This window comes from Primorskyibacter sedentarius (genome assembly GCF_004342065.1).
Classification (GTDB): domain Bacteria; phylum Pseudomonadota; class Alphaproteobacteria; order Rhodobacterales; family Rhodobacteraceae; genus Primorskyibacter; species Primorskyibacter sedentarius.
In genome coordinates this window covers 159,362-181,700 of the sequence record NZ_SLZU01000006.1, presented here as the reverse complement: position 1 = coordinate 181,700, position 22,339 = coordinate 159,362, and the positions used below count along the sequence as shown (strand labels likewise).

The 22,339-nt window shown below is 61.8% G+C and carries 18 protein-coding genes and 1 tRNA gene; 6 read left to right on the top strand and 13 right to left on the bottom strand.

The features are described from left to right. Positions 1-44 precede the first annotated feature (44 nt). From EDD52_RS11070 to tgt, 6 genes are all read right to left on the bottom strand, one after another. Positions 45-2,447 carry an FG-GAP repeat domain-containing protein gene (locus EDD52_RS11070; protein ID WP_165907518.1) on the bottom strand — a complete coding sequence of 801 codons (2,403 nt, stop codon included), beginning with the start codon at positions 2,445-2,447 and terminating at the stop codon, positions 45-47. 45 nt (positions 2,448-2,492) lie between these two features. Next, the gene (locus EDD52_RS11065) at positions 2,493-2,753 is read right to left on the bottom strand and encodes a hypothetical protein (RefSeq protein WP_132244860.1); all 261 of its coding nucleotides are present in this window, start codon (positions 2,751-2,753) and stop codon (positions 2,493-2,495) included. A 536-nt stretch (positions 2,754-3,289) separates the two neighbouring features. Beyond that, positions 3,290-3,364 (bottom strand) — tRNA-Val (locus EDD52_RS11060). 19 nt (positions 3,365-3,383) lie between these two features. Continuing rightward, positions 3,384-3,722 (bottom strand): HU family DNA-binding protein, encoded by a 339-nt coding sequence (locus EDD52_RS11055; RefSeq protein ID WP_243651902.1) that lies wholly within the window; start codon positions 3,720-3,722, stop codon positions 3,384-3,386. Between the two features lie 314 nt (positions 3,723-4,036). Then, on the bottom strand, positions 4,037-6,442 hold the full coding sequence (gene lon, locus EDD52_RS11050) for an endopeptidase La (RefSeq protein WP_132244856.1): 2,406 nt from the start codon (positions 6,440-6,442) through the stop codon (positions 4,037-4,039). A gap of 638 nt (positions 6,443-7,080) precedes the next feature. Continuing rightward, positions 7,081-8,208: a tRNA guanosine(34) transglycosylase Tgt gene (gene tgt, locus EDD52_RS11045; RefSeq protein ID WP_132244854.1), complete on the bottom strand. Its 1,128-nt coding sequence runs from the start codon at positions 8,206-8,208 to the stop codon at positions 7,081-7,083. 123 nt (positions 8,209-8,331) lie between these two features. Here tgt and rimK point away from each other — a divergent pair, with 123 nt between their 5' ends. The 4 genes from rimK to tpiA all read left to right on the top strand — a co-directional run bounded on the left by rimK (position 8,332) and on the right by tpiA (position 11,668). Then, positions 8,332-9,732: a 30S ribosomal protein S6--L-glutamate ligase gene (gene rimK, locus EDD52_RS11040; protein WP_132244851.1), complete on the top strand. Its 1,401-nt coding sequence runs from the start codon at positions 8,332-8,334 to the stop codon at positions 9,730-9,732. 215 nt (positions 9,733-9,947) lie between these two features. After that, positions 9,948-10,310 (top strand): SUF system Fe-S cluster assembly protein, encoded by a 363-nt coding sequence (locus tag EDD52_RS11035; RefSeq protein WP_132244849.1) that lies wholly within the window; start codon positions 9,948-9,950, stop codon positions 10,308-10,310. Between the two features lie 99 nt (positions 10,311-10,409). After that, positions 10,410-10,796, top strand: a complete 387-nt coding sequence (locus EDD52_RS11030; RefSeq protein ID WP_132244846.1) for a HesB/IscA family protein — start codon at positions 10,410-10,412, stop codon at positions 10,794-10,796. Between the two features lie 119 nt (positions 10,797-10,915). Further along, positions 10,916-11,668, top strand: a complete 753-nt coding sequence (tpiA, locus tag EDD52_RS11025; RefSeq protein WP_132244843.1) for a triose-phosphate isomerase — start codon at positions 10,916-10,918, stop codon at positions 11,666-11,668. Between the two features lie 65 nt (positions 11,669-11,733). Here the strand turns inward: tpiA and EDD52_RS11020 are convergent, their stop codons facing one another. The 4 genes from EDD52_RS11020 to EDD52_RS11005 form a co-directional block, all read right to left on the bottom strand. Further along, positions 11,734-13,011: a TRAP transporter large permease gene (locus tag EDD52_RS11020; protein WP_132244841.1), complete on the bottom strand. Its 1,278-nt coding sequence runs from the start codon at positions 13,009-13,011 to the stop codon at positions 11,734-11,736. Between the two features lie 3 nt (positions 13,012-13,014). Next, positions 13,015-13,518: a TRAP transporter small permease gene (locus tag EDD52_RS11015; RefSeq protein ID WP_132244839.1), complete on the bottom strand. Its 504-nt coding sequence runs from the start codon at positions 13,516-13,518 to the stop codon at positions 13,015-13,017. 75 nt (positions 13,519-13,593) lie between these two features. Next, entirely contained in the window at positions 13,594-14,565 is a 972-nt protein-coding gene (locus EDD52_RS11010) for a TRAP transporter substrate-binding protein (RefSeq protein ID WP_132244837.1), read from the bottom strand. Between the two features lie 11 nt (positions 14,566-14,576). After that, positions 14,577-15,308, bottom strand: a complete 732-nt coding sequence (locus EDD52_RS11005) for a GntR family transcriptional regulator (RefSeq protein ID WP_207906010.1) — start codon at positions 15,306-15,308, stop codon at positions 14,577-14,579. A gap of 108 nt (positions 15,309-15,416) precedes the next feature. On the opposite strand from EDD52_RS11005, the gene uxuA reads away from it, so the two are divergent. Next, complete coding sequence (gene uxuA / locus EDD52_RS11000; protein WP_132244835.1) at positions 15,417-16,631, top strand: mannonate dehydratase; 1,215 nt, start codon at positions 15,417-15,419, stop codon at positions 16,629-16,631. Further along, the gene (locus EDD52_RS10995) at positions 16,632-18,131 is read left to right on the top strand and encodes a mannitol dehydrogenase family protein (protein ID WP_132244832.1); all 1,500 of its coding nucleotides are present in this window, start codon (positions 16,632-16,634) and stop codon (positions 18,129-18,131) included. It abuts the gene before it with no gap. Here EDD52_RS10995 and EDD52_RS10990 read toward each other — a convergent pair. The 3 genes from EDD52_RS10990 to EDD52_RS10980 are packed head-to-tail and all read right to left on the bottom strand — an operon-like array spanning position 18,128 to position 22,319. Further along, positions 18,128-18,844, bottom strand: a complete 717-nt coding sequence (locus EDD52_RS10990; protein WP_132244830.1) for an alanyl-tRNA editing protein — start codon at positions 18,842-18,844, stop codon at positions 18,128-18,130. The two genes, EDD52_RS10995 and EDD52_RS10990, sit on opposite strands and share 4 nt — an antisense overlap. Continuing rightward, the gene (locus tag EDD52_RS10985; protein ID WP_165907517.1) at positions 18,841-21,285 is read right to left on the bottom strand and encodes a DUF3772 domain-containing protein; all 2,445 of its coding nucleotides are present in this window, start codon (positions 21,283-21,285) and stop codon (positions 18,841-18,843) included. Before EDD52_RS10985 ends, EDD52_RS10990 begins: the two co-directional genes overlap by 4 nt. Further along, entirely contained in the window at positions 21,285-22,319 is a 1,035-nt protein-coding gene (locus EDD52_RS10980; protein ID WP_132244826.1) for a cysteine synthase A, read from the bottom strand. Before EDD52_RS10980 ends, EDD52_RS10985 begins: the two co-directional genes overlap by 1 nt. Positions 22,320-22,339 lie beyond the last annotated feature (20 nt).

The following is a 22,339-nucleotide window of genomic DNA, read 5'->3' as shown; positions in this document are numbered from 1 at the left end:
CGAAGGCACCCTCCCCGAACGAAAGCCCGGAGAGGGCGTAAAGGTCACGAGAACAGCGCGACATAAACCCCGGCATTGCCGAAGCCCACGATGTCGGATTTGTTGTTGCCGGTGATGTCGGCCAAGAACCGCGGGTGTTTCTCGACGCGCCAGCCTCCGGCATTGTAGCCGAAATTGTCCACCACGCGGACCGGGTTGTTGAACGTGCCATCCCCGCGAGAGGTCGAGACATACACCCCGGCATTGCCGAAGCCTACGATATCGGCACGCCCGTCCCCGGTCGTGTCGGCCAGGAAGCGTGGATGCATGCCGACGCGCCAGCCGCCCGCATTGTAGCCGAAATTGGCCACGCCGAAGATCGGGTTGGAGAATGTGCCATTGGATTGCGCCAGTGAGACATAGACGCCCGCATTGCCGAAGCCCACGATATCTGCGCGCCCGTCCCCGGTCACATCAGCCATGAAGCGCGGATGCCGGTCCACACGCCAGCCGCCCGCATCATAGCCGAAATTGTTGACCACGCGGACAGGTGCTGCGTAGGATCCGTCGCTTTGCGCCACGGACACATAGACGCCCGCATTGCCGAACCCCACGATATCTGCGCGCCCGTCCCCGGTCGTGTCGGCCATTATGCGCGGATGTTTGTCCACGCGCCAGCCGCCGGCAGTATAACCGAAGTTATCCACGACGCGCGTCACCGCGCCATAGCTACCGCCCGAGCCTGCACGGGACACGTAAACACCGGCATTGCCAAAGCCCACGATGTCTGCACGCCCGTCGCCATTCGTGTCGGCCATCATGCGCGGATGTTTGTCCACCCGCCAGCCGCCGGCATTGTAGCCGAAATTGTTGACCACACGTGTCACCGCGCCAAAGGTGCCGTTGGAATTGGCGCGCGAGACGTAAACACCGGCATTGCCAAAGCCCACGATATCCGCCCGCCCGTCACCATTTGTATCGGCCATCATGCGCGGATGCATACCTTCGCGCCACCCGCCTGCGTTGTATCCGAAATTATCGACGACACGCACCGGAGCGGCGAAGTTGCCATTGCCCGTAGCGCGCGAGACATAGACACCGGCATTGCCAAAGCCCACAACGTCATCCATGCCATCCCCGGTTGTGTCAGCCAGCATGCGGGGATGCTTGTCAACGCGCCAGCCACCGGCATCATAGCCGAAGTTGTTGATGACACGGCGCACGGGCATGGTGTCCACATAGCCAAAGCGCACGACGCGCGGCAGGATCTCGTTGCGCGTCTCGCCGCCTTCCTGCGTATAGCCGGAAGCGACCCAACTGCCCGTTGAAGGCACATCCGCGCGGCAGTTCAGGTAATCCCCCCATTTCGGCAGGTTCGGAGAATCCGATCCCAGCCGGGAATAGCGCGTCACCCAATTGCCAGAGCCTGAATCGTAGGCCCCCACGACATGGCCCGGATTGCGCCCGGCACCGCCGTAGAAACTCGTCATCCCAAGCGTGCCGGAACTGTTGTAGCAGATCGCGGGATAGGCCCAGGCGCGCTGGTTCGACCACAGGTCGGGCTGATCGATCACCGCCTTGGTGCCTTCGTTGATGCGCACGACGCGGCAATAGGCATGGGGCCGGTTATTGCCCGCCCCGGCCGTCCACATGAAGGTGATGCGGCCGCCGCCAAGGCTCGCCCCCGTGATACGGCTGTCGCAGCGGCCCAGCCAGTCCACGGCATTGGGCGCGGTAGAGGAGATCGCCCCGCTCCATGAGTTGACGTTGATGTTCCAGTTGCTGATGTTGTTCGACCCGTCCGGCCAGTAGAATAGCCGCATTTGCGAACCGCTGTTATGGCTGCCGAAATACATGTTGCCGGTCGGGTTCGCCTGCTGGGTCAGCCGGAGCGAGCCGTTATTCGTCGTGCTCCACCACCCGAAACCAAGGCTGCCGCCACTGGCCAGCGTGTCGAGCGGAAAGCGCATGACCACCGCGCGTTGCCATTGCGAGGCGTTGTTGAAGACGTTGAACGTGACATAAAGGTTGCCCGCCGACATTGCCGCGTCTGGATAGTCGAACCAGACGTCATCCCAGTCCCTGTTCAGGGTCGTGGGGGCGATGTCCCACCAGTACCAGCTGTTCGCCGGAAAACTGCCATCGCGCGAAATCGCGATGCGGAACACGTTCGAACCGGAGCTTGTCTTGATATATTGCAGGATCCAGATCCAGATCCTGCGCCGGGGATCATACAGTGTCAGCTGATCGCAACAAAAGCCCCCCGCAGCCGAGGGCGTGGTGTTGTAGGGATCGACATAGGTAAAGCTGCCGCCATTATCGGTGGATCTGCTGGCGTACCAGTTCCCCGTTACGAACAGCCTACTGCCGTTGCTTGCTACAGACGGCTCGCCCACCTGGGACGTAGCGCCGGAAGTGGCGGTGTCGTTGAGCGCGACATTGCGCGTGATAACAATATCTTTGGGCATATGAGCCTCCATTGAAAATACAAGGGCCTGGAGACCGGCCGGAAATTAGGAGGGGTCGGTCGGGTCCGTGTCTTCGGTGTCGCTGTCGTCCAGTTCGCGAAGCGCCTCGGCGGGCGGGATTTCAGGAAAGTCCGGTCCTGCCTGCTTGCGCCTTTCCGATATCGCCTCGTTGAGCCTGTCGAAATCGGGCTTGGCCACCTCCTCGACAGGGACGGCCTCGCTGGGTTCCTTCGCCTGACCGGCATTGGCCTGCGAGGCCGACTCGGTTGCGTCTGGTTCTCGGGTTTCGGTGTCTTCGTCAGCCATGTTCTGGCCTCCTGTGCAGTTTGATGACAGTGCACGCCTCTGAGCGTTGCCTTGCGCAAACCGGTCATCAGGCACGCCTTCCCCGATGCATTCCGCGAACGAAATTGCCGGTGGGGACAGTTGCCAGATCTGCGGTTCCGCAAAGGCGGATCGGCCCGAAAAAAGGCCGGTAATAAGCAGGCCAAATAATGCGGGCCCAAGTGGAAACAATCGTCTGATCTTCAATACCTCCCTGTGTCAGAGAGATGGGTCAGCATACATCAATTTATATAAATTCTCAATATGAGTTGAATGCGCCCGGCGGAATGCAACTCAAGGGGTCAGCCTAAGTGACCGCGATCAAGCCGTCAGTCACGGCTTGCACGGGGTGCAGATGTCAGGGGGCCGTGCTGCCGCCGCAGCCTGTCGCATAGGCAGCTTTCAAGCTGCGGTCTAACCCAACCCAGACGACGACCCGGCGGCGTGTATCGGTGGCGTGTGCGTGCCAACAGTCCGCGCGCCCGGCAAAGGCGAACTGGCCATCGGAAAAAGGGAAATGGTGGGTGATAAGGGATTTGAACCCCTGACATCTTCGATGTGAACGAAGCGCTCTACCACTGAGCTAATCACCCATTGCGCCGCCTATTACCGCTACTCTTCGGTCTGTGCAAGAGGGTCGTCGGCAGTTGCTGTCGGCCTGTCGGCCTGACGCAGATGAAGCGTCGAAATCTGCGCGTTCCCGACCCGTTTGCTGCGCTTGACCTTGATCTTTCCCAAAGGCGGGATGTTGACCTCACGCCCCTTGCTCAGCGCTTCGCCCAGAACGGCCAGTGCCGCCTCGATCGCGGGCTTGGCGTCGCGTTTCTTGACGGGGCACCGCTCGACAACCAGATCAATCAGCTCTTTCTTGCGCAACACCAGGGATGCGTCCGGCGCCGCACTCAGACCGGAAGACCCGGCAGTGTCCGCCACCTGGGCCGGTTTGGTCACCACGGGCTTGCTTGCTTCTGGCTTTGGCGCCGCCGAGTCCGGTGTCTTTGCCTTGGTTGATTTGGTTGTTCTGGGGGTGGTCGTACTGGTTTTTCTCGTTACTGCCATGATGCTCTGGCTACCTCTACTTGGCTGGGGGCGAACTTGGCTGGGGCGATCAGCCACTGCGTTGAGTTGAAAGGGTTACACATCTTGCGCCCCCATGCCAGAGCTGGTTTGGAATGCCCCCGCCATGAGCGAAAATTGCACGGCAGCTGCCACGAAAAAGGGGGGCGCAGTGCCCCCCTTTGTGACTTCACATCGGTCTTGCCGACTTAATGCGCGGTGGCCTGCGTTCCACCCTCACCAACGGGCAAGGCAGCGGTCGCCGCTTCTTCGGCAGCCTCGTCCCACTCGATGGGCTCGGGCTTGCGGATCAGCGCCTTTTCAAGCACTTGCGACACGTGGCTCACGGGGATGATCTCCAGCCCGCTCTTCACATTGTCAGGCAGCTCGGCCAGATCCTTCTCGTTCTCTTCAGGGATGAGAACGGTCTTGACCCCGCCACGCAGCGCCGCGAGCAGCTTTTCCTTCAACCCGCCGATTGGCATCGCATTGCCGCGCAAGCTCACCTCGCCCGTCATGGCGATATCCTTGCGAACAGGAATACCTGTCAGCACTGACACGATGGACGTGACCATCGCCAGACCGGCCGACGGCCCGTCCTTCGGCGTGGCCCCATCGGGGACGTGCACGTGGATATCCCACTTCTCGAACCGCGGCGGTTTGATCCCGATCTGCGGACTGATCGAGCGTACATAGCTCGACGCCGCATCGATCGATTCCTTCATCACGTCGCCCAGCTTGCCCGTGGTCTTCATCCGGCCCTTGCCCGGCAGTCGCAACGCCTCGATATGCAGCAGATCGCCGCCGACAGAGGTATAGGCCAGCCCGGTCACGACACCGACCTGATGCTGTTCTTCGGTCAGGCCGTAGCGATGCTTGCGCACCCCAAGGAAGTCGTCGAGATTGTCGGACGTCACGACAACCTTGTCGGTCTCGCCTTTGACGATCTTCGTAACCGCCTTGCGCGCCAGCTTTGCCAGCTCCCGCTCAAGGTTCCGCACGCCCGCTTCACGCGTGTAGTAGCGCACGATGTCGGTGATCGCACCATCCGTGACCTCGAACTCGTCCTTCTTCAGGCCGTGGTTCTTGACCTGTTTGGACAGCAGGTGACGCTTGGCGATCTCCAGCTTTTCATCCTCGGTGTAGCCCGACAGCGGAATGATCTCCATCCGGTCAAGCAGCGGACCCGGCATGTTGTAGCTGTTCGACGTGGTGATGAACATCACGTTGCTCAGGTCGTATTCGACCTCAAGATAGTGATCCATGAAGGTCGAATTCTGTTCGGGATCAAGCACTTCCAGCATCGCCGAGGCAGGGTCGCCACGGAAATCCTGGCCCATCTTGTCGATCTCGTCGAGCAGGATCAGCGGGTTCGTCGTCTTGGCCTTTTTCAGCGCCTGGATGATCTTGCCGGGCATGGACCCGATATAGGTCCGGCGGTGGCCGCGGATCTCGGATTCGTCACGCACGCCGCCAAGGCTGATGCGGATAAACTCGCGCCCCGTGGCCTTCGCAACCGATTTGCCAAGCGAGGTCTTACCCACACCCGGAGGGCCGACAAGGCACATGATCGGGCCTTTCAGCTTCTTGGAGCGCTGCTGCACCGCAAGATATTCGACAATCCGTTCCTTGACCTTGTCGAGGCTGTAGTGATCGTCATCCAGCACCTTCTGTGCCCGACCCAGATCTTTCTTCACGCGGGATTTCACGCCCCACGGGATCGACAGCATCCAGTCAAGATAGTTGCGCACCACCGTGGCCTCTGCGGACATCGGCGACATGTTTTTCAGCTTCTTGATCTCGGCATCGGCCTTTTCGCGCGCCTCGTTGGACAGCTTGGTCTTGGCAACCCGCTCTTCCAGTTCGGCAACCTCGTTCTGGCCTTCCTCGCCGTCGCCAAGTTCCTTCTGAATGGCCTTCATCTGCTCATTCAGATAGTACTCGCGCTGGGTCCGCTCCATCTGGCTCTTGACGCGGGTCTTGATCTTTTTCTCGACCTGCAGAACGGACATTTCGCCCTGCATCAGGCCATAGACCTTCTCCAGCCGTTCGCTGACGGACAGGGTTTCCAGAAGCTCCTGCTTCTGCTCCACCTCGATGCCCAGATGACCGGCCACAAGATCGGCCAGCTTGGCGGGTTCGGTCGTGTCCGACACCGCGCTCAGCGCTTCTTCGGGGATGTTCTTCTTGACCTTGGCATAGCGTTCGAACTCGTCGCCCACCGTGCGCAGCAACGCGGCAATCGCGGCCGTATCGCCGGGGATTTCGGTCAGATACTCTGCCGAAGCCTCGAAGAAATCGTCATTTTCGATATAGTCGGTGATGCGCACCCGCGCCTGTCCTTCGACCAGCACCTTGACGGTGCCGTCGGGCAGTTTCAGCAGTTGCAGCACGTTGGCAAGCACACCCGTGCGGAAAATTCCGTCGCTTTCGGGATCGTCAACCGAGGGGTCGATCTGGCTGGACAGCAGGATCTGCTTGTCGTCCGCCATCACCTCTTCCAATGCGCGAACCGATTTCTCCCGGCCCACGAACAGCGGCACGATCATGTGGGGGAATACCACGATATCGCGCAGCGGCAGCACTGGATAGGATGCGTTGAGAGGCTGTTGCATGCTCATTCCTTATTATTGGCAAGACGGTCCGGCCCCGTATCTCGGCAGCGCTGCCCGTCTCCTGTCTGGTCTCAAGATTTGGGGCGCGATGCCCCCCTTTTCAACCGTCTCCACGTTTTCACGCCAGAATGACCGCGCGACACGGGGACCGCAACCACGCAATTGTGGGTAACGCGCAAAAAAACGGCAACACCCGGCGCCAAGGGGCAGCCGGAGGAAAGAAAACAAATCATCTTAAGGGCTTGCCAGATGTGGCGAGAGTTTAAGCGTCGGTTTGCACGGTCGCTTTACCTGACGCCAATGCGTGCCGAGGGTTTTGACAGGTTAAAATTTTGCGGTCGCAACGGCAGGGAAAACAGCCATGCAGACGCAAATCTTTGAACCATCGGCGTTCCTTATCAGCCGTTCTGGAACTCGCCGACGATACGTGCCGCGTTGGCGGAGGCAGCGCCTCTGTCCGGGTAAGCTCATCGGTGCTGCTGCCGGGTCCGATCATTGCCGCAGATTTGCCGCAGGATGCATGGCCCAAACGGCCCGACCGAACGGAAAAAGCCGGCGTCCTATCCTGCAGGGTCCGGCAGGGACATCAAACGCGCCCCCTACCCTTCGAAGATCTCTGTTGGCCTCAGCCAAAGCGGCTAGAGCTTTTCGATATCGCCCATCTCGCGCTGGCGGTGGAATTCGGCTTCCCAATCGGCAAACCGGCCTTCAGCAATGGCATCCCGCATGCCCTGCATGATTTCCTGATAGTAATGCAGGTTATGCCAGGTCAGCAGCATGCCAGAGATCATCTCCTGCGCCCGGAAGACATGGTGCAGATAGGCGCGCGAATACCCCCGGCAGGCGGGGCAGCTGCAATGCTCGTCCAGCGGGCGGGGATCATCGGCATGGCGCGCGTTCTTGATGTTGACCTGCCCGCGGCGGGTCCAGGCCTGACCCGTCCGGCCAGAGCGTGACGGCAGCACGCAATCCATCATGTCGATGCCGCGCTTGACCGCGCCCACAATGTCATCCGGCTTGCCCACGCCCATGAGGTAGCGCGGCTTGTCCTGCGGCAGCATGCCCGGCGCGTAATCCAGAACGCCGAACATCGCTTCCTGCCCCTCGCCCACGGCCAGACCGCCGACAGCGTAGCCGTCAAAGCCGATGGCCTTGAGGGCCTCGGCGCTTTCTTCCCGCAAATGCTGGGTGACACCGCCCTGCATGATGCCAAACAACGCATGGCCCGGACGATCGCCAAATGCCTGCTTCGACCGCTCTGCCCACCGCATGGAAAGGCGCATGCTTTCGGCAACGCGCGCATCATCGGCTGGCAAAGCCGGGCATTCGTCGAAACACATCACGATGTCAGAGCCCAGCAGCTTCTGGATCTCCATCGACCGTTCCGGCGTCAGCTCGTGCTTGGAGCCGTCGATATGGCTGCGAAAGGTCACGCCCTTTTCGGTCAGCTTGCGCAATTCGGCCAGGCTCATCACCTGGAACCCGCCGGAATCCGTCAGGATCGGACGGTCCCAGTTCATGAACCGGTGCAACCCGCCAAGCCCTGCGATCCGTTCGGCGCCGGGGCGCAGCATCAGGTGATAAGTGTTGCCCAGCAGAATATCCGCCCCGGTGGCGCGCACCGATTCCGGCATCATCGCCTTCACGGTGGCCGCCGTGCCCACAGGCATGAAGGCAGGCGTTCGGATATCGCCGCGCGGCGTCGAGATTACACCCGTCCGGGCCGCGCCATCAGTGGCGTCGAGGGAAAAGGAAAAACGCGTCATGCGCCTCCTTTGCAGCAACTCGAAAGGCTTGCCAAGTCCCCAGACACAGATCGCGCCGCCTTGCGGGGGGAGGTCCGGCTTGATAGGCAACCAAGGTACATGTCGGATCAGAGGATCACCGCAATGACAGAAACGTTGATCTTCGGGTGGGAAGAATGGGTATCCCTGCCGGATCTGGGCCTGCCGTCGCTGCGGGTAAAGGTCGATACCGGCGCACGCACCTCTGCTCTGCATGCCTTTGATATCGAAACCTTCGGTCCTGTCACACGGCCGAAGGTGCGTTTCACCGTTCACCCGATTCCGGGCCGCGAGGATCTGATCATCCCCTGCTCCGCCGAGATCATAGACCGGCGCGATGTGACCTCGTCGAATGGCGAGACGGAACCGCGCTACGTCATCTCCTCGCCCATGACCGTGGGCGGCGAAAGCTGGGATATCGAGATCACGCTGACAAACCGTGCCAACATGGCAAGCCGCATGTTGCTGGGACGGCAGGCGCTCAAGGACCATATCCAGATCATGGCGACCGACCGGTTTTTTCAGCCGGAGCTCAACTATGATGTCTACCATTCCACGAAGGTGCGCAAATCCGCACCGAACCGTGCCTTGCGCATCGCTGTGCTCAGCCGCGAGGACAATTACTCCACCCGGCGCCTTGTCGAAGAAGGTGAAAAGCGCGGCCACACTGTCGAGGTGATCGACACGACGCGTTGCTATATGGCGATCAACCAGCTTGCCCCCGAGGTCCATTACGACGGAAAACGCCTGCCCCGGTATGACGCGGTGATCCCGCGCATCGGGGCCTCCATCACGCCCTATGGCACGGCGGTGATCCGGCAATTCGAAACCATCGGCACTTATTGCGTGAACGGCGCCGCAGGGATCACAGCCAGCCGCGACAAGCTGCACGCCCATCAGGTTCTCGCCTCGCAAAAAATCGGCATGCCGACCACCGCTTTCGCCGCAAGCCCCAAGGACACGTCGAACCTTATCGGTCTTGTCGGGCAAGCGCCGCTGATTGTGAAGCTGCTGGAATCCACGCAAGGAAAAGGGGTGGTTCTGGCGGAAACAAAGAAAGCCGCCGAATCCGTGATTGATGCGTTTCGCGGCCTGCGCGCCAACTTCCTTGTTCAGCAATTCGTCAAGGAATCCGCAGGCGAGGATATTCGCTGCCTTGTGATCGCAGGCAAGGTCGTGGCCTCGATGAAACGCACCGGGGCGGACGGTGATTTCCGGTCAAACCTGCATCGCGGCGGCAGCGCCGCACCGGTGAAGATCACCCGCCAGGAACGCGAAACGGCCGTTCGCGCCGCGCGCGCTTTCCAACTTGGCCTTGCGGGCGTGGACCTGCTGAGATCTGACACCGGGCCGAAAGTCCTTGAGGTCAATTCCTCGCCGGGCCTTGAAGGCATCGAAAAAGCCTCGAAAAAGAACATTACCGGGCTTCTTTACGACAGTATCGAAGAACGCGCGCGCCCGGCCCCGGTCAGACGACGCAAGGCGGCCCCCAAGGCGCCGGACTGACCCACCCTTGATGGAGAAGCACCCGGCCCGCAAGTTGGGCGGAACCAGAGGTGACCCCGTCTCCCTTGGCGGGTATGGTTGGGGTCATAAGCCGGAAAACACTGCCTGCAAGAATGCCTCCGCCGCAAAATGACGCGTCGGTTCTTGCGCGCCGCCCCTTTACCCCGCGCCTGCCATTTCCTATATGTTTGGTCAGGAAATGACAGGATACCCCAATGAACGAAGTGCAAACGCCCATGGAGGGCACGCCGCTGATCGAGCCGTCCAGCACCGATCATCCGCTTTACGACAGCGTGGTCGAGGCGTGCCGCACGGTCTATGATCCGGAAATTCCTGTGAACATCTATGATCTCGGGTTGGTCTACACGATCGACATCAGCCCCGAGAACGAGGTCCGCATCGTCATGACGCTGACCGCGCCCGGTTGCCCCGTGGCCGGAGAGATGCCGGGATGGATCGCCGACGCGGTGGAACCGCTGGCGGGCGTCAAACAGGTTGATGTGGATCTGACCTGGGAACCACCCTGGGGTATGGAAATGATGTCCGACGAAGCACGGCTGGAACTGGGCTTCATGTGATTTAGCCATGCGCTCTGCGACAGGGCGCATTGCTGTGACATCCCTTGAGAAAGCAGATGCCGGGGCCTATCTTCGGGTCGAGGCAAGGAGTTACGCGACATGTTCGGCATTCCCGGAAAATCCCCCATTTCCATGACGCCCGGCGCCATCCGCCAGATTACACGTCTGATGGAAAAGGAAGGCCGCGCGGGCCTGCGCATCGGCATCAAGAAAGGTGGCTGTGCGGGCATGGAATACACGATGGAATATGTCGATCAGGCCGATCCGAATGACGAGGTCGTCACTCAGGATGGTGCCTGCGTGATGATCGCCCCGATGGCGCAGATGTTCCTGTTCGGCACAGAGATCGACTACGAAACCTCGCTGCTGGAGTCGGGTTTCCGTTTCAACAATCCAAACGTGGCCGATGCCTGCGGATGCGGCGAGTCCATCAAGTTCAAGGATGTTGAAGAGCTTGATCCGGACGCGATTACCACCTCCCGGTAAACGCCTCCCAAAGCCGCACGCCCCCGTTTTGCAATGCCCCGTCAAAGGCGTGTGCCGGTTGGGCTTGACGGCCCCACTCAGCCCGCCATGATGCGCCAAACCGCATGAAGGGGACTGACATGAGACGCAAACTCGCCGCCGGAAATTGGAAGATGAACGGCAGTGCCGCAGCACTGGACGAACTGGCCGCAATTGCCAGCGGTCCCGAAGTAAACTGCGATGTGTTGATCTGTCCGCCTGCCACGCTGTTGTCGCGGGCTGCCGAAACTGTGCAGGGCAAGCCCGTCGCCGTCGGTGGTCAGGACTGTCATCCAGAGGTCTCTGGCGCACATACCGGCGATATTTCTGCCGCGATGCTGGCCGATGCAGGTGCGAGCCATGTCATCCTTGGCCATTCCGAACGGCGTCAGGATCACGACGAGCATGACGATGAAATCCGGGCCAAGGCGCGTGCGGCCTTTGACGCCGACCTGATCGCCGTCGTCTGCGTGGGCGAGAGCCTGGCTGAGCGCGAAGCGTCGAACACGCTTGATATCATCGGCGGGCAACTGTCCGGCTCTGTTCCGGACAATGCGACTGGCCATAACCTTGTGATCGCCTACGAACCCATCTGGGCCATCGGCACGGGCAAGGTGCCCACCACCGACCAGATCGGCGAGGTGCATGATTTTATCCGTACGCGGCTGGAACGTCGGTTTGGCGCGGGCATCGGGCGCTCGGTCCGTATTCTTTACGGCGGGTCGGTCAAGGCCTCCAACGCGGCCGAAATCTTTGCCGTCTCCAACGTCGATGGTGCTCTGGTCGGTGGGGCCAGCCTGAAAGCGCCGGACTTCCTGCCGATTGTCGCCGCGCTGGACGCAAGCTCCGACTGAATATTACCGATCCAGTCGAGTGACTTACAGAGCGGCTCTCACGTCACGCTGTAAGTATTTGTGGCTCAGGGGATCAGCACCGAAGGCAGCCATGTGGCCAGTGCCGGGATGTAGCTGACCGCCAGCAGGACCAGGATATTCGTCGCAAGGAAAGGCAGGATTGCCACGACCACGGGGGCAAGGGGCAAACGTGCGATCCCCGCACAGACAAAAAGGCAGACGCCCACCGGCGGTGTTGTCAGGCCGATCATCAGGTTCAGCACCGCGAAGGTCGCGAAGTGAAGCGGGTCGATCCCCACCGCCTGCGCCAAAGACAGAAGCGGGACGAACAGGATGATCAGCGCCGCGATCGTCTCCATGAACATGCCGACGAACAAAAGCAGCAAGTTGATGATCAGGATCACCATGAACTTGTTGTCGGTCAGGGACAGCACGCCCTCGGCTATCGCCTGCGGGATGTGTTCCGACACGAGGATCCAGCCGAAAACATTGGCAAACCCCACCAGCGCGAGGATACCGGCCGCAGATACGGCACTGTCGACCACGATGCCCGGCAGCTTGGAGACTTTCAGCTCGCGGTAGATGAACGCACCCACCATGAAAGCATAGACCGAGGCCACCACGGCGGTTTCCGTTGGCGTGGCAAGACCTGACAGCAGGCCGTAGATGATCAGGAAGGTCATCGCCAGCGCCCAGAAAGCGCCCCCGAAAGACCGCACAACCTCGCCCGCGCCCTGCCAGGGCTGGCGCGGGAAATCGCGGCGGGCCGAGATGACAAAGCACGTCACCATCATCGCCAGCCCCATCAGGATACCCGGCACGGCGCCCGCAAGGAACATCTTGCCAACCGAGATGCCAGAGAGTGCGCCGACGATGATCATCGGGACAGAGGGTGGGATGATCGGGCCGACAGTCGAAGACGCAGCGGTGACTGCGGCCGAAAAATCAGCAGGATAGCCCGCTTTCTTCATCCCCGGGATCATCACGCCACCGATAGAGGCCGCATCCGCCACGGCCGTCCCCGTGATCCCGCCAAAGAGCATCGAGGCGGCGATATTGGTCAGGCCCAAGCCACCCCGGATCCAACCCACAAGAGAGTTGGCAAAGCGGATGATCCGCTCGGTTATGCCTCCCTGATTCATCAGGTTGCCGGCAAGGACGAAGCCCGGGATCGACAGCAGCACGAAGACATCCATGCCGGCATACATCTTCTGCGGCATGACCACCGGCGGGATACCCGCCAGCAGCAGATAGGCCAGCGACGAGACGCCAAGCGTGATCGCCACGGGAACACCTGCGATCAGCCCGCCGACGAAGACCAGAAACAATACAGTGACTTCCATTGCTCAGTCCTCTTCGGGTTTGCGGGGTTTGCCGTCTTCGGTGCCTGTCAGCATTCCGAGGACGCGCAGGCTGGCGAAAACCGCCAGAAGTGCCAGCATCAGCCAGACGGTGAAATGCACGTAATGCATCTTGATCCCCAGCGCCGGGGCGGTCTGCATCTTGCCGATGGAGACATATTTCCACGCATGCGGCAGCAGGTAGATCGCCAGCCCGGCGGTCACGATGGCCGCGAACAAGCGCAGCACCCAGGGCGCCCTGCCCGGCAATGCCTCGCAGATCACGTCGACATTCACCAGATCGCCGGTGCGGAAAGAAAGCCCCGCCCCGAAGGCGGCCGAGAACAGCAAGGCATAACGGGTCAGCTCTTCTGTCCAGACCGGAGAGCTGCCGATGAACCGGCCGACCACCTGGATCAGAACGGTCCCGATCAGCACCGCAAAGGAGACCCCCGCCCCGATCCGGGCAAGCAGCACGATGAATTGAATTAGGTGGTCTGCGCGTTTCACCAAGGCCCCCAAGGCTGAAAGGAAGGGCGCCGCCCGCGCGGGGCGACGCCGTTGATGTAGCTGCGTCGGTATCGCTTATTCGGCGAACAGGCTTTCGACGATCGGCTTGATCTCGTCGCTGACATTGGCCAGCACGGCATCCTTGGCTTTCGCCTGGAATGCGGCACCGTCAACTTCGACGAAGGTCATGCCGTTTTCCTCCAGATAGGCGCGGTCAGCGGCGATGCTTTCGTTGAACAGCTCGCGCTCATAGGCCTGCGCACGCGACGCGGCCTCCATCACGGCGGCCTGATCTTCTTCGCTCAGCTTTGCCCATGTGCTTTCCGCAATGGTCAGATAAATCCAGCTGCGCACATGCTCTGTCATGTTGACGTGGCTCTGGACCTCGTTGAAGCTGGCCGAGCGGATCAGCGCAAGCGGGTTTTCCTGCGCCTCGATGGTGCCGTTCTGCAGCGAGGTGAACACTTCGGAGAACGCCATCGGGCCGGGATTCGCGCCAAGCGCCTTCCAGACATCGATGAAAAGCGGCACGTTCGGCACGCGCATCTTCAGGCCGTTCAGATCATCCGGCGAGGTGATCGGCCGGTTGGAGGTCAGGTTGCGCGGGCCACGTGCGAAATGCGTGACGGGCCGGATCTGCACCTTCTCGATGATCTCTGCCTTGATCTGGTCACCGATCTCGCCGCTGGCGACTTCATCCATGTGATCCAGAGACTTATAGGCGTACGGCACCGCCAGCAGGGCCGCCATGGGCGCCCAGTTCTGCAGGCTCTCGCCGGTGATCGTCATGTCGACCGTGCCCAGCTGCATGCCGTTGATCAGGTCGATTTCCTTGCCAAGGCTTTCATTCGGAAACACCTCTACCGCGATGCGGCCTTCGGTCAGCGCCGAAAGCTCTTCACCGAATTTCACGCTGGCCTTGTGCCAAGGGTTGTCCTCATTGGCGAGGTGGCCAAGCTTGAGCACCATGTCTTGTGCCATCACCGGGGCGGCCAGCACTGCGGCGAGCGCTGCGGCCAGGGCGGGTAGTCTAAAATTGAACGTCATATATCCACTCCTCATTGGATCGGTGCATTTACCGGAAGGGGAAGCCCCCCCTCCGGCAGGTCGAAAAACTCTGGGTAGGCGGCGACAATCGGCGGCAGATCCGACAGGACCTCGCGCAGGTGGCAGCGGATGGCCTTGTTGGCGCCCTGCCTGTCGGCGGCGGCAATACGGTCCACGATCTCGGCATGCTGGTCGATCAGCTTTGCCACCGGGAACTGGGCCAGCGACAAAAAGCGGACGCGGTCCATCTGCGATTTCAACCCCTCAACCAGTTTCCATGCGCCGCCTTTTCCGGCAGCTTCCGCCAGCGTGAAGTGAAACCTCTCGTCCAGCTGAATGAATTCTGCACGGTTCTGCTCTGTCACTGCTCGTTGAAGATCCAATTGGGCACGCAGGGTGGCGATCAGACTGTCATCGGCGATCTGAACAAGAATGCTGACGATATCGGCCTCTATGGCTTCGCGCAGGAACCGCGCGTCCAGTACGGCCGCATAGGCAATCTTGTTGACGATCGTGCCGCGCTGGGGTCGTACCGCCAGAAGCCCCTGCTCTTGCAGCTTGATAAAGGCCTCTCGGACGGGTTGGCGGCTGACATCGTGAAGCTTTGCGATTTCGGATTCCGAGATCAGGTTCCCGGGCTTCAGATCGTTCTGGATGATACGGTTGCGCAGGATCCGAAACACCTGTGGCGCAATCGGCAGCGCAGGATCAAGCCCCCTGTCATTCGCAATTGTCCCCATCATGATTCGATCTCCCCCTACCGGCTCATATCATGCTTCCATACTTCCATACTAGCCGCCAATCCCGGACTCTGCTATGGCAGTCGCAGACGACGACTCGGGGAGGAAGTGATGAAACAAACCTGGCGCTGGTTCGGTCCAAAGGACATGGTTTCGATTGACGATGTGGCGCAAGCGGGTGCGACTGGCATCGTGACCGCCCTTCACCATGTGCCCACGGGCGCTGTCTGGACGGCGGACGAGATCGCCGCGCGACAGGCGCAGGTGGCGCGGATGCGCGATGGTCGCCCCTCCGGTCTGACATGGGACGTGGTCGAAAGCCTGCCCGTCAGCGAGGATATCAAGAAACAGAACGGGGATTGGCGCGCCCATATCGTCAACTACCGCGAGAGCCTTGGCCACCTTGCCGATGCGGGGATCGAGGTGATCTGCTACAATTTCATGCCCGTGCTGGACTGGACGCGCACCGATCTTGCCTGGCGCCTGCCCAATGGCGGCACCTGCATGCGCTTTGATCTGACCGATTTCGCGGCATTTGATCTGCATATCCTCGAACGCCCCGGCGCGGCCGAGGATTATGATGATGCGCTGAAAGAGGCTGCTGGCAAACGCTTTGCCGAGATGGCCGACTCTCAGCGCACGCAATTGCTGCGCAACGTGGTCTTTGGCCTTCCCGGTGCGGCAGAGAATTTCTCGCTGGAGGATGTGCGCACGCATCTTGCCGAATATGCCGCGATCAGCGAGGACCAGCTGCGCGCAAACCTCGTGACCTTCCTCGAAGAGGTCGCCCCCACGGCCGAAAAGCTGGGCCTGCGGCTGTGTTGCCATCCGGACGATCCACCCGTTCCGCTGCTTGGCCTGCCCCGGATCATGTCGACCGAAGCGCATTACAAGGCGGTGATGGACGCGGTCGACACGCCTGCAAACGGTATAACGCTATGCTCGGGCTCGCTGGGGGCCCGGCCGGACAATGACCTGCCCGGGATGATGGAGCGGTTGGGCGACAGGGTGCATTTCCTGCATCTGCGCAATGTCAAACGCGAGACCTCCGACATTTTCGGCTCTTTCCACGAGGCGGAACATCTGGGCGGCGACACCGACATGGTCGCGCTGGTCGAGGCCGCCCTGCGCGAAGAGGCGCGCCGCAAGGCCGCGGGCCGGGCCGACTGGTCCATCCCTTTCCGGCCCGATCACGGGCAGGACATTCTTGATGATCTGGGGCGCAGTGCCCAGCCCGGCTACCCTTCCATCGGGCGCCTCAAAGGGCTGGCAGAGCTGCGCGGCATCATCGCGGCACTCAGCCCGCGCATCACGGCGGAGGCCTGAATGACCGACCGCCTGTCGCATCCGGACCAACTGCCCGAAAACGTTGCCCCTCCCTCCTACACGCCCGCGGATCATGGTCCCGGCATCGTCCATATCGGTCTGGGGGCGTTCCACAAGGCGCATCAGGCGGTCTATACCGACACGGCTCTGGGTCTTCACGGCGGGGATTGGCGTATCATCGGGGTCAGCCTGCGCAGCCCGGAGGCAGCGGGCGAGCTTGCGCCGCAGAACGGGCTTTATACGCTGATCGAACGCGACATGCAGGGCAGTTCGGCCCGCGTGATCGGATCCATAGCCGCAGCGCTGTGCCTGCCGGATGACCGGCAGAGCATCCTCGACGCGCTGGTCAGCCCCGCCACCCGGATCGTTTCGCTGACCGTGACCGAGAAAGGCTATGGCATTGATCGCACCACCGGCGGTGTCGACATCACGCATCCGGCCATCGCGGCGGATCTTGCCACACCAGAGGCTCCGATCGGCGTCGCAGGCCTGCTGGTCTGGGCATTGGCGCAGCGTCGCGCGCAGGGCACCCCGCCCTTCACCGTGCTGTGTTGCGACAATCTGCCAGAGAACGGGCCGATGCTGCGCGAATTGCTGGTGGATTTCGCGCGCCGGACAGCGCCGGATATTGCAGAGCACATCGCGACAGAGGTCGCGTTTCCCGCGACCATGGTGGACCGCATCACGCCTGCGCGCAACGCAGACACGCTTGCCGCCGCGCGCGAAATGACGGGGCTGGAAGACGCTGCCGCCATCGAGACAGAGCGTTTCACGCAATGGGTGATCGAGGACCACTTCCCGAAGGGACGCCCTGCCTGGGACGCCGCCGGGGCGATCTTTGTGCAGGACGTGGCCCCGTTCGAGATGATGAAGCTGCGGATGCTCAACGGCACGCATTCCATGCTGGCCTGGTGCGGGTTCCTGTCTGGCCACCGATACGTGCGCGACGTGATGCGTAATGCGGCATTGGTGGGGCTGATCCGGCGTCATCTTCATGCGGCGGCCGCGACATTGCCTGCCTTGCCGGATGTCGATCTTGGTGCCTATGCCGATGCGCTGGCGACACGTTTTGCAAATCCGCATCTGGCGCATGAGACCTACCAGATCGCGATGGACAGCACGGAAAAGCTGCCTCAGCGCATATTGGCGGCCGCAGTAGATGCGCAGGCGGCAGGGTTGCCGTTGCGGGCTTTCGCCTTCGCCACCGCTGGCTGGATGCGCTACGCCCTTGCCCGGCATGACAACGGCGATGAGTACGGCCTGCGCGACCCCCGCGAGGCGGAGATCGCGGCAGCCCTGTCGGACGTGGAAAGCGCCGCCGAGATCGTGAAGACCCTGAGCGCCCTGCCCGGCGTTTTCCCCGAAACGCTTCGTCAGGACGCGCAGTGGCAGGCAGAGGTGACCGAGGTTCTGGACGCGATGATTGCCCTTGGCATGAAAGAGGCGATCCGGCGCGAGGCCTCTGCCAGTCCCGGCCCGGAGGTGGCGAAGGTCAGCTAGTCGAGATGGAGCGTCACCCGGCGGTTCTGACGGCCCTTGTTTTCGACCTTGCCCAGCCGGATCTGGCCGATCTCACCGGTGCGCGCGACATGCGTGCCGCCGCAGGGCTGCAGATCAATCTGTGAACTGCCCTTGCCGATCCGGACGAGCCGGATCTTTCCCGCGCCGCGCGGGGGCTGCACCGACATGGTCTTGACCAGCGAAGGGTTGGCGTCCAGCTCCTCTTCGGTGATCCAGCCGTCCGTCACTTCAAGATCGCGGTCCACAAGCTGGTTCAGCGCATCCTCCACGGCATCGCGATCTTCCAGCGCCTCGGGCATGTTGAAATCCAGCCGGCCGCGATCCGCGCCGATCTGGCCACCGGTCACGGGCAGCGGAATGACCACTGACAGCAGGTGCAGCGCGGTGTGCACGCGCATATGGCGATGCCTGCGCTCCCAATCGAGCCGTTGCGTCACATGCGCCCCGATGGGTGGCAGCGCGCGAGGCTCTGCCGCGACAAGGATGCTGGCATCGCCCTCCCCCTTCACGGCCGTCGCGATGGGAAGCGCCTTGCCATCCCATAGGATCTGCCCGCTATCGCCGGGCTGTCCACCGCCCGTGGGATAGAAAAGCGGCGCATCTACAACGATGCCCCCCTCTGGGGTATGCGCGATGACCACACCGGGCGCCTCGCGCTGGTAGGGATCACGCCGGTAAAGCGGTTCTTTCATATCTCACCGTCATCAGGGTCAGATGTTGCGGCCGGATCGGTCCTGGGGATCGGGTTTCTGGCGGGCTTTTCGCTCTCTGTCGTGTCTGCCTCTGGCGGGGATGCAGCCTCGACCTGAACCTCGCCCTTGTCCTGCCGCAGGGTTTCAGGATTGCGCAGCCAGACATCGCGCTGTGCGAAGGGAATCTCGATCCCTTCCTTCGCGAAGGCCTCGACGATCTGGTGGTTCATTTCGGTGCGAACCTTCAGCCCTTCATTGATGTCGGACAGGACGGCCCGGATCTCGAAATCCATCGAATCCGCGCCAAACGCCTTGAACAGCACGTAAGGTTCAGGGGTCAACATCACCAGCGGATGGAACCGCGCGATCTTTAGCAGGATCTTTTCAACCTTGCGCGTGTCCGTGCCGTAAGCCACGCCGACCGGCACGATGATCCGACCCAGCGCATTGCCGCGCGTGTAGTTCGACACGCGTCCCGAGACGAAATCCGCATTGGGGATGATCACATCATACCGGTCGAACGTCTCGATCCGGGTGGACCGGACAGAAATGCTGCGCACCGTTCCATGCGTGCCACCGACTTCGATCCAGTCGCCTTCCGAAATCGGGCGTTCGATCAGCAGGATGATCCCCGACACGAAGTTCGACACGATGTTCTGAAGCCCGAAACCGATGCCGACAGACAAGGCACCTGCAACAATGGCCAGCGATGACAGGTCAAGCCCCGCCGCCGTAATCGCAATGATCGCGGCAAGGAAGATCCCCAGGTAGCCGACACCGGAAATGATCGCGTTTTGCCCGCCAATATCCAGCTTGGTCTTGGGCAGGACCGATCCGCGCAAGCCGCCCTGCAACAGCCGTGTCGCGCCGTAGCCCACAGCAAAGACCAGCGCGAATGTCAGAAAGTCGGTCGGGGCAATCCTGGTGTCGCCAAAGGTAAAACCTTCGCGGAACTGGGCCCAAAGCTCTGTCAGGTCAGCAACCCGCGCGCCCCAGATCAGCGCCAGAACCGGCAGCGCGGCGAGCGACAGCAGGAACCCCGCAAGGACCGGCAGCAATCCGTCTGCCTCTTCCTCGTCGCGCTGCGTCACGGCGGCGTAGAGGTCGGAGATAAAATGCTGCAACAGCAGGACAAGCCCCAGCACCACCAGCGTCATCACCGCCGGGTAGACCATCGCCTCGCCCGCATTGGTGTACCCGATCATCGCCATGACCGGACCAAGCACCGCCACGACCATGGCCGCCTGACCCAGCAGGCGCACGATCCGCAGGCGATAGGCCAGATCCGTCCCGTCCGGGTTGTCCAGCTGGTCCGCGGCACCAACCTTGCGCAGGCTGACACCAAGGCGGAACAGGATGATCCCGGTCAGAACGATCACCGGGAAGGTCAGAACGACGCTTGTCGCGCTGTTGTAATCCTCGTAGGCCGCGATGGATCGGACCACGTCAAAGGCGACCAGCATGACGCCAAGCAAGCGGGTGTTGATGCGCGCCTCGGTCCGTTGCGCCTGTGTGAGCGGGAGCAAGCCGGTCTGATGGGTCTTGGAGAAGACCTGCTCGCCCAGCCACCAGACGCCCAGCACGATCATGGCCCAGCCGGGCACTTCCGCCAAAAGCAGCGCGCCGCGCGTGCCCAGCATCCCGGTGGACAGCGCCGCGCGTGACAGCGCCAGTATCCCCAGCATCGGCACGATGATCTGGCCCAGCGAGACCAGAAAGCTCCAGACCCCTGTGCCGTGCCGCGTCAGGTCACGCAGGCGCTGTACGGCATTGCCGACCCAGCGGCGCCCCCGCAGCAGCAACACCATCCCGACCACCAGCAACAGCAGGGCAAGCGGTGCGGTTTGCTTTGCCCCGGCGCGTTTCTCGTCCGAGGCCCAGTTTTCCTGAAATTCACTGATAAGCTGCCGGACCGATGTCAGGAAAGATTCCGCGGCCTGCGGCCATAGCGCGGGGTTGATCGGCGCCGGGCCCAGCTCCAGCAGCTCTCTGGTCTGGCGCTCGCGGATCTTTGAATCGATTTCGGAAATGATGCCATTGGCCCGGCTATAGGCCTCTTCGGCGCGGCGCACCGGCGACCGCAGCTCTGCCATCTGGCTTTCAAGCGACAACCGCCGTTCAGAGATTTCTTCCGTTTCCTCGACGCCCTCTTCGGGCGGCGCGCCCAGAGCATCGATCTGGCCCTGCAACGTGGCGATCCGCTGGGCATTCACCTTGGTGCCTTCAAGGAACTCCTCGCGCCAGGTCGCCACATCGGCGCGCAGGCTTTCCAACTGCGCGTCCGTCGCATCGCCGCTTTCAACCGTGGCTTCGGCAGTCGCCGCCAGATCGGACCACGCGTCGTAGTCGATCTCTGTCTGGGCGATCCCCTGCACCGCCAGCGTGACGCATAGCGCCAGCGCAAGAAGCGCTGATTGCAGAAAAGTCCTTGGGTTGGGCATCATGTTTCCTGAAACACGCCCGGAATGGATGCAGGCGCGCGGTCGAGCCAGCTTGGCACGGGCAGACCTTTGTCCTTGAGGAAATCCACATTGAACAGCTTTGACTGGTAGCGCGTGCCGTAATCGCAAAGAACGGTCACGATTGTGTGGCCCGGGCCCATTTCGCGGGCCATGCGCACAGCCCCGGCCACGTTGATGCCGGACGACCCGCCCAGGCAAAGCCCTTCCTCTTCCAGCAGATCAAAGACGATGGGAAGCGCCTCCTCATCCGGGATCTGGTAGCTGAAGTCAGGTGTGAACCCTTCGAGGTTCGCGGTTATCCGCCCCTGCCCGATGCCTTCGGTGATAGACCCCCCTTCGGACGCAAGCTCCCCGGTCGTGTAGTAGCTGTGCAGCGCGGCGCCCATCGGATCGGCCAGACCGATCTTCACGCCTTTGGGCTGCAAGGCCATGCCGACCCCGGCGAGCGTGCCGCCTGACCCGACGGCGCAGATGAACCCATCGACCTTGCCACCGGTCTGTTCCCAGATCTCTGGCCCCGTGCCCTCGATATGGGCCTGACGGTTGGCGATATTGTCGAACTGGTTGGCCCAGATCACACCCTTTTCCGAGGATGCGGCCAGCTCTTCGGCCAGACGGCCGGAATAGCGCACGTAATTGTTGGGGTTGCGATAGGGGGCTGCCGGCACCTGCACCAACTCTGCGCCCGCCAGGCGGATCATGTCCTTCTTTTCCTGGCTCTGGGTTTCGGGGATGACGATGATCGTCTTGAACCCCATCGAGGCCCCCACCAGCGCCAGACCGATGCCGGTATTGCCGGCCGTGCCTTCGACAATGGTGCCACCGGGCTTGAGAAGCCCTTTTTCGACAGCGTCGCGGATGATGAACAGCGCCGCGCGGTCCTTGACCGACTGGCCGGGGTTCATGAACTCGGCCTTGCCCAGAATTTCGCAGCCCGTTGCCTCGCTCGCGCGCCGCAGCCGGATCAGTGGAGTGTTGCCGATCGCCTCGGCCAGATCACCTGCAATGCGCATACGGCGTTCCCTTCGCGTGT

Excerpts from the sequence above, each read along its gene's own strand:
- EDD52_RS11035 (WP_132244849.1), top strand. The coding sequence starts at position 9,948 with ATGAACGAAGTGCAAACGCCCATGGAGGGCACGCCGCTGATCGAGCCG.
- EDD52_RS10980 (WP_132244826.1), bottom strand. The coding sequence starts at position 22,319 with ATGCGCATTGCAGGTGATCTGGCCGAGGCGATCGGCAACACTCCACTG.
- rimK (WP_132244851.1), top strand. The coding sequence starts at position 8,332 with ATGACAGAAACGTTGATCTTCGGGTGGGAAGAATGGGTATCCCTGCCG.
- EDD52_RS10995 (WP_132244832.1), top strand. The coding sequence starts at position 16,632 with ATGACCGACCGCCTGTCGCATCCGGACCAACTGCCCGAAAACGTTGCC.
- EDD52_RS11070 (WP_165907518.1), bottom strand. The coding sequence starts at position 2,447 with ATGCCCAAAGATATTGTTATCACGCGCAATGTCGCGCTCAACGACACC.
- uxuA (WP_132244835.1), top strand. The coding sequence starts at position 15,417 with ATGAAACAAACCTGGCGCTGGTTCGGTCCAAAGGACATGGTTTCGATT.
- EDD52_RS10990 (WP_132244830.1), bottom strand. The coding sequence starts at position 18,844 with ATGAAAGAACCGCTTTACCGGCGTGATCCCTACCAGCGCGAGGCGCCC.
- EDD52_RS11020 (WP_132244841.1), bottom strand. The coding sequence starts at position 13,011 with ATGGAAGTCACTGTATTGTTTCTGGTCTTCGTCGGCGGGCTGATCGCA.
- EDD52_RS11065 (WP_132244860.1), bottom strand. The coding sequence starts at position 2,753 with ATGGCTGACGAAGACACCGAAACCCGAGAACCAGACGCAACCGAGTCG.
- lon (WP_132244856.1), bottom strand. The coding sequence starts at position 6,442 with ATGCAACAGCCTCTCAACGCATCCTATCCAGTGCTGCCGCTGCGCGAT.
- tpiA (WP_132244843.1), top strand. The coding sequence starts at position 10,916 with ATGAGACGCAAACTCGCCGCCGGAAATTGGAAGATGAACGGCAGTGCC.
- EDD52_RS11005 (WP_207906010.1), bottom strand. The coding sequence starts at position 15,308 with ATGATGGGGACAATTGCGAATGACAGGGGGCTTGATCCTGCGCTGCCG.
- tgt (WP_132244854.1), bottom strand. The coding sequence starts at position 8,208 with ATGACGCGTTTTTCCTTTTCCCTCGACGCCACTGATGGCGCGGCCCGG.
- EDD52_RS11010 (WP_132244837.1), bottom strand. The coding sequence starts at position 14,565 with ATGACGTTCAATTTTAGACTACCCGCCCTGGCCGCAGCGCTCGCCGCA.
- EDD52_RS11030 (WP_132244846.1), top strand. The coding sequence starts at position 10,410 with ATGTTCGGCATTCCCGGAAAATCCCCCATTTCCATGACGCCCGGCGCC.
- EDD52_RS10985 (WP_165907517.1), bottom strand. The coding sequence starts at position 21,285 with ATGCCCAACCCAAGGACTTTTCTGCAATCAGCGCTTCTTGCGCTGGCG.